7 protein-coding genes are annotated in these 6,865 nt (G+C 37.2%); 3 read left to right on the plus strand and 4 right to left on the minus strand.

Annotated elements, in window-relative coordinates; all coding sequences use genetic code 11:
• Positions 1-7 precede the first annotated feature (7 nt).
• A complete protein-coding gene (gene ccoN, locus ACYVIL_RS05340; protein ID WP_303472103.1) occupies positions 8-1,453 on the minus strand; it encodes a cytochrome-c oxidase, cbb3-type subunit I in 1,446 nt (481 codons plus the stop codon).
• A 491-nt stretch (positions 1,454-1,944) separates the two neighbouring features.
• Here ccoN and ACYVIL_RS05345 point away from each other — a divergent pair, with 491 nt between their 5' ends.
• Positions 1,945-2,211, plus strand: coding sequence for a hypothetical protein (locus ACYVIL_RS05345; protein WP_303472101.1), 267 nt, complete (start codon positions 1,945-1,947; stop codon positions 2,209-2,211).
• Positions 2,212-2,222: 11 nt separating this feature from the next.
• Here ACYVIL_RS05345 and bfr (ACYVIL_RS05350) read toward each other — a convergent pair whose 3' ends face one another.
• From bfr (ACYVIL_RS05350) to ACYVIL_RS05360, 3 genes are all read right to left on the minus strand, one after another.
• Positions 2,223-2,690 (minus strand): bacterioferritin, encoded by a 468-nt coding sequence (gene bfr / locus ACYVIL_RS05350; protein ID WP_460311828.1) that lies wholly within the window; start codon positions 2,688-2,690, stop codon positions 2,223-2,225.
• Between the two features lie 3 nt (positions 2,691-2,693).
• A complete protein-coding gene (bfr, locus tag ACYVIL_RS05355; protein WP_303472097.1) occupies positions 2,694-3,170 on the minus strand; it encodes a bacterioferritin in 477 nt (158 codons plus the stop codon).
• Positions 3,171-3,307: 137 nt separating this feature from the next.
• A complete protein-coding gene (locus ACYVIL_RS05360) occupies positions 3,308-4,882 on the minus strand; it encodes a cation:proton antiporter family protein (protein WP_303472095.1) in 1,575 nt (524 codons plus the stop codon).
• Positions 4,883-5,174: 292 nt separating this feature from the next.
• Here ACYVIL_RS05360 and ACYVIL_RS05365 point away from each other — a divergent pair, with 292 nt between their 5' ends.
• Entirely contained in the window at positions 5,175-5,588 is a 414-nt protein-coding gene (locus ACYVIL_RS05365) for a hypothetical protein (RefSeq protein WP_303472093.1), read from the plus strand.
• A gap of 242 nt (positions 5,589-5,830) precedes the next feature.
• Positions 5,831-6,775: a CHASE domain-containing protein gene (locus tag ACYVIL_RS05370; protein ID WP_460311829.1), complete on the plus strand. Its 945-nt coding sequence runs from the start codon at positions 5,831-5,833 to the stop codon at positions 6,773-6,775.
• Positions 6,776-6,865 lie beyond the last annotated feature (90 nt).

Below are 6,865 nucleotides of genomic sequence, written 5' to 3' on the forward strand. Positions count from 1 at the left end.
AATCTCCTTATGCTGCTTGAGGTTGAGGTGAGTTTTCAGGATCTTTGGAAAACTCTTCATTAGGTGTACGAACGGTTTTATAAACGTTGTATGCCATCAATAACATACCAGCAACAACGAATGCGCCACCAATAAAGCGAACAAAATAGAAAGGCTTAGACGCTTGCAAAGACTCTACAAAACTATAGGTAAGAGTGCCGTCTGGGTTAACTGCACGCCACATTAAACCTTGTAATACACCTGACATCCACATTGCGACTATGTACAACACCACACCAATTGTGGCTAACCAAAAATGTACATTAATCCATTTAATGCTATACATAGCAGGTTTATTGAACAGCACTGGTATAAGGTGATAAATAGAACCAATAGACACCATGGCTACCCAACCTAAAGCACCAGAGTGAACATGTCCGATTGTCCAATCTGTATAGTGAGATAGGGCATTAACGGTTTTAATTGCCATCATCGGGCCTTCGAAGGTCGACATGCCATAAAACGAAAGGGAAACAATTAGGAATCGTAAAATAGGGTCAGTACGCAATTTATGCCATGCGCCAGACAAGGTCATTATACCGTTAATCATGCCTCCCCAAGAAGGAACGAATAAGATGATTGACATGACCATACCGAGAGATTGGGTCCAATCAGGCAACGCTGTGTAATGCAAGTGGTGAGGACCTGCCCAAATATAAAGAGAAGTTAGTGCCCAGAAGTGAACAACTGACAAACGGTAAGAATAAACCGGTCTGCCTGCTTGTTTTGGTACGAAGTAATACATCATACCTAAGAAGCCTGCGGTTAAGAAGAATCCTACAGCGTTATGGCCATACCACCACTGCATCATTGCATCTACTGCACCGGCATAAATCGAATAGGATTTAAACAGAGAAACAGGGATTGCCATACTATTACCAATATGCAATACAGCAACAGTCAGCATGAATGCACCGAAGAACCAGTTAGCAACATATATGTGAGAAACTTTTCTCACAACAATAGTGCCGAAGAAGTTGATAATGTATGCCACCCATACCAAAGTGATCAAAATATCTATGGGCCACTCTAATTCCGCGTATTCTTTAGTCGATGTTAAGCCTAAAGGTAGGGTGATTGCAGCTGAAACGATAACCGCTTGCCATCCCCAAAACGTAAATGAGGCCAACTTATCACTAAAAATCCTAACTTGAGAAGTTCTCTGCACAACGTAATAAGAGGTTGCAAACAGAGCACATCCACCGAATGCAAAAATAACTGCATTGGTATGTAAAGGACGCAATCGTGAAAAGGTAAGGTAAGGAATGTCAAAATTTAAGGCTGGCCAGTAAAGTTGTGCTGCTATAAACACACCTACCGCCATTCCAATAATTCCCCATACGACAGTCATTATGGCAAACTGCCTAACGACCTTATAGTTGTATTCCGGATGTACTTGGCTGGCTACGCTCATATCAATGGATCTTCCACATCATTATTTATGACAAAAATAACGGATTATTTTTGATTTGTTATGTGTATGTGACGCTATTGTCACGGTTTTTACATTTCATTAACCTAAGTGTATGAATTCATTTTCAAAACTTAGATTTTGAAGACAGGATCATAAAGTTTTTGTATTCAAAAAGATAGCATAAACGCAATAAGGTTGATCTCAATCAACAGATTTTCGGCATTTCTTGTTTTTATAGTGGTGATCATTCAAACTAACTTTCAAATATTCACTACTATTATATATTTCATAGGTATAAAACTCTGATTAAACGTGTCTTTCCTATTATAGTTGTAATTCTGATTCTTTCCGTTGTTTATTCCCTAAATAATGAAAATGAGTCAATTTTAACTAAAAATCTTTGTTATTTAGAATCAGAATCCTGCGTAATTGGAATAGATGATTCTGTTATACGGATAAACTTTTCTGAATATCCAATAGAGATTGAAACCATGCTCAATATTGAATTGAGTTACGATACGCAATATGTGCTTAGGAGCGGATGGTTAGAAGGCACGAATATGTATATGGGCAAAACACCTTTGTACATAGGAGCGAGCAGAATAGATAAACAAAACAATCAAGTATTAGTTGATGCCGAATTATTTATTGGTGCTTGCAGTGAACCTAATATGAGATGGAAATTAACTATTGAGTTGGAAGATATACAAAGCGGTAAACTGCATTCTGTTTTTGTATTCTTCCAGACTCAAGTTTAGTTTAATGCAACCTACATCTGAGATTGTAAGTAATTAGGTAGGCCAAGACGTTTAATTAACCCTATTTGTTGCTCTAACCAATGGGCGTGATCCATTTCTGTGTCTTCGAGAAGGATCATTAACATATCTCTAGTGACGTAGTCTTTTTCCGTTTCACAAAGAGCGATGGTTTTTTTCAACTCTTCCGTTACGGTATATTCAACCCGTAGATCACTTTCCAACATTTCGAGTACATCAGCACCGACTTTGAAGCCAGAACGAACTGTCATATCTGGCGTGCCTTCTAAAAAAAGCATACGTTCGATTAACTTAGTCGCGTGACCTTTTTCATCATCGAATTCATGGGCGATTCGTTCGTGAAGCTTGCTCAAACCCCAATCATCATACATTTGAGAGTGAATGAAATACTGATCCATTGCCGCTAATTCATACGCCAATAAGCCGTTTAAGGCGTCTATTATTACTTGACTACCTTTCATTTTTTAGTCTCCCGAACCGACTTGCGTTTGCAAGTAATTTTCTAATCCCAATGCTGAAACTTGATACTCTTGAGTTTCTAACCAATCCAAATGTTCTTCTTCGTATTCCAATATTTCTTCCAATAAATCACGCGATACGTAATCTTGTTCAGACTCGCAAAGGGCAATGACACTTTTAAGTTTTGGAATTTGCTCTAATTGGAATTTACTATCACACTGCAACATCTCAACGGTTTCTTCGCCAATGTACAATTTTCCAAGCATTTGAAGATTAGGTAGACCTTCAAGGAACAAAATACGCTCAATTAGTTCATCTGCTTGTTTCATATCTTTGATGGATTTTTTGTAACAAACTGAATTGAGTTTTTCTAAGCCCCAATTTTTATACATTCTTGCGTGTAAAAAGTACTGATTTATAGAGGTTAATTCTGTGGTTAATACCTCATTTAAAGCAGCTATTATATTTGCTTGACCTTTCATCTTAAAATTCTCCCAGAACACAATAGGGCAAGTATAGACTATTGAATGATGGTTTGTAAGTTTTTCCTTTAAAAACAAACGGATAGTCAATGGTAATAGTTATCATTTTTGATTCTGTTATTACTTGCCGATACTCATTATTTATTTGAAAGGGATAACATTTGCAGGCTTTCCTCAGCAAAGCCACTTCCTGCCTCAGTGAAAAAGTTGAATACTTTGTCAGCCCCTGCTTTTTGCAGTAGTTCTATTTCATCTTCATAACGGGCAATTGAGGCAACGGTACCTTGGTAATTCGCGTTTCTTAATTGTTGAGTGATATTACTAATATCTTCAACAGAAGGGACTGCGAGCATCACGATATCTGTTTGTCGCAAATCGAAATTTTCCCAAAAGTCGACGTCTTCACCGTCACCAACGAACACCTGCATATCTAGCTTTTGCATTTTGCGAATGCGGTTCGGATCGGCATCCATACCCCAAACCTGTTCTTTCATAACACTTTCGAGGGCTTTATACGCGCCTTTACCTACTCGGCCCATACCAATAATTAGCACACGCGCATTATTGGGTAAATTATAGATATCCTCTTTTAGACGTTGGGGATGTTCGTAGTTTTTTAGTTTGTGTTTTATTCGATTATATTGTTGATGGGAAGAACGGTACCCAAAACCGGTAAACAAAAATGATATGGACACCGCTAATGCCAGGACCACCAACCAATGTTTTTCTACTAAGTTTTCATTAACTAACAAAGCCACCACAATGAGTCCAAATTCACTATAATTCCCCAGCACTAAACTGGCTAAATATGAGGTTCTGGCACGCAAGCGCAGTCGGGTAAATATGCTGAAAAATAAACCGAATTTAAGGGGGATAAGACAACAGAGCAATAATGCGGTAGCTAGCATTTCAAAGGTGGGAAGAGCGGTGAATCCGATGGATAGAAAAAATCCAATAAGAAATAGATCTTTGAAACTCATCAGTGATTTAGATAATTCTGAGGCTTTGCTTTGATTAGCGAGTAACATACCGAGGATAAGCGCGCCTAAGTCTCCTTTAAGGCCGACCAATTCAAATAACTCATAGCCCCCAATAGCGATGAGAAATCCCATTAATGGAAGCAACTCGCCATGGCCAGCTTTGTCTAACAACAACGACCAAATTGGTTTCGCCAGCAACAGCAATAATAGCAATACTGCCCATATAGAAGGAATTTTGCCGGTAGCAATGACTAAAAATACTACTGCGAAAATATCTTGCATGACTAAGATACCAATGGCAACTTTTCCATGTCTAGTGCGAATTTCACCGCTTTCCTCAAGTATTTTCACTATACATACCGTACTGCTAAAGCTTAAGGAAAAAGCAATTAAAGCCCCGGTAACAATATTAATATCTGCAAAATAACCAACACCAAGAGCCGTTAGAAAAACAAAGCAAGAGGCAACAATAAGTACCCAAAGTAACATATGTAAGCTGCTCCCAGCCCACACTTCAGATTTAATTAAATCTCTAATGTTGAGTTTAAGGCCAATGGTAAACAGCATTAACGTAATGCCAAGACTGGCAAGAGTATCTAAAGATGCATTGGGCTCATAACCCATGAAATTTAAACTAAACCCGGCAATCAAAAAACCAATTAGTGGAGGTAACCCTATGATTTTCATGGTTAAACCGCATAAAAATGCTACTAGGATAAAAGCGAATTCCATAATACTCCAATGTCATTTTGATAAAAATTGATTTGATTCAGTAATATACTTAGAGATTGTGTCTGGATAAATAGATTTATTATTCTAATTTAGAATTGTACCGAGGAGTGCTATCAACACGTCCAATTTGTATTATTAGAGCACAAATTTGTTAGGGGGGAAATCCTATGTTTATGGAGGAGTTTTAGTAAAACTTCAATTACTTACATTTATTTTGGTTAATATTCAGTTAAACTATGTTTCTACTTTGGAAAAGAACTGAAAATAATGGATTGCTATTTTGGGATAATGAATGAGTGATACTCCGGCCTTTTTTAAAATCACTCCAATTGATGATATTTTATATATCGTTTTGAAAGGTGTCTGGACGATTCAAGCAGATCTCGCCTATATAAGTGAATTGTCGGTTTTAATAGGAAAGAGGAGGAGTCGTCATTGGGGCGTCTGTGTTGATATGACACAGTGGATAATGCCAATGGAAGTGTTTGACTCTCCGTTCAAAAGTAAAATAATGTTAAAACGCAGAAATCAAATTGGCGAAAGTTGGATCACAGAATCGTCAACTCAAGGTGAAGAGTTGATGTCGTTTTTCTCCGATTTTTCATTTAAACCCCAACGATTCGATAACATGGATGATGCATTAAGTTATTTACACGAATTAGGTTTAAAAGTACCTAGTAGTAACGCGATAAAAAACATTTCTTAAAAAAAATCGTATTCTTACGATTGTATACAGCAGTCAGCCACACAATAAAATGATGGTTGCTTAAAAAATTTTAATTGAGTCTTTATACCGTTTTCTAGTGTCGGTAAAATAATTCCATTTTATTGGTGGTTAATTTAACCTTAATGCCCATCTACAAACTTGCTTTAAAGTGTTCTACGTGTGAATAGTGTTGTATGGATAAATTCACTTTTTTACTTATCTATTTATAGGCTAGAAATTAAATGGTAAAGAAACTGGACATCAACAAGTGGCGATTCAACTTTCCTCCTCAAATCGCTATTTTAGTCTATTCTGTCGTAGCTGGAGTTATCACATCAATTTTAATGGCGTTATTAGTTTTATATATTGAATCTGAAGAACGACATTATATCGACACCGTCACGCAAAATACCTCAAACAAAATACAACTTTTACTCGAAGACGATTTACACAAACGAATGTTAACTTTGACTGAGTTTGCACAGCTATCCAACATTTCCAGCAAGCTCACTGTTCAGGATTGGAACTTGCTTGGTAAAACCTTATACGACACACAAAGGGGTTATCACGGTATTGGGTGGATTGATAGTTCATTTCACGTGAGAAAAATCATTCCTTTAAGAGGCAATGAAACTGCATTAAATATTGACTTAAATTCTATTCCAGACTCCTTTCATGCCGCTATGGAGGCGAAGAATAATGGCACTGCAATGATCACTATCCCCATCACCTCAGAAGATGGAAAAACAGGCTTTGGCATATACGTTCCCGTATATAAAAAAAATGAGGCCACAGACTCTGAGACTAAAGAGTTAGAGGGGTTTATTGGTAGTGTGATTCTTTTTAAACATTATTTTGAAGAAGTTTTGCCATCTTATTTGCTATTTGAGCATCAAATTTTGATATCCGTGAACGGAGAGTATATTTTTCCTGAAAAATATGAAGCAAATTTGAAGGATAACCCTTGGAGTAAAACGGCAACCTTCAAATTACAAAACCAAGATTGGCAGGTTTATATTGCTCCCAGTAACAGTTTTTTAGCGACGAAACATTATCGTATGATTAAAGTATTAACGGTGTTGGGCGTGTTGTTGAGCTTGTTTGTTGCAATCGCATTTTATGCTGTTTTACTTTCAAGAAAAAAAGAAAAGGGGGTTCTAGGGATTTTCCCCTCTAAAGTAACATAAATCGCCACAACCCTCGCAGTTAATGGCTTGTGGAGCTGGGTTACCTTTCATTTTAGACTTCATTTTCAACAATAGGCCTAGTTATTTCCT

The organism is Aliiglaciecola aliphaticivorans (assembly GCF_054782055.1).

Excerpts from the sequence above, each read along its gene's own strand:
- bfr (WP_303472097.1), bottom strand. The coding sequence starts at position 3,170 with ATGAAAGGTCAAGCAAATATAATAGCTGCTTTAAATGAGGTATTAACC.
- ACYVIL_RS05345 (WP_303472101.1), top strand. The coding sequence starts at position 1,945 with ATGCTCAATATTGAATTGAGTTACGATACGCAATATGTGCTTAGGAGC.
- bfr (WP_460311828.1), bottom strand. The coding sequence starts at position 2,690 with ATGAAAGGTAGTCAAGTAATAATAGACGCCTTAAACGGCTTATTGGCG.
- ACYVIL_RS05370 (WP_460311829.1), top strand. The coding sequence starts at position 5,831 with ATGGTAAAGAAACTGGACATCAACAAGTGGCGATTCAACTTTCCTCCT.
- ACYVIL_RS05360 (WP_303472095.1), bottom strand. The coding sequence starts at position 4,882 with ATGGAATTCGCTTTTATCCTAGTAGCATTTTTATGCGGTTTAACCATG.
- ACYVIL_RS05365 (WP_303472093.1), top strand. The coding sequence starts at position 5,175 with ATGAGTGATACTCCGGCCTTTTTTAAAATCACTCCAATTGATGATATT.
- ccoN (WP_303472103.1), bottom strand. The coding sequence starts at position 1,453 with ATGAGCGTAGCCAGCCAAGTACATCCGGAATACAACTATAAGGTCGTT.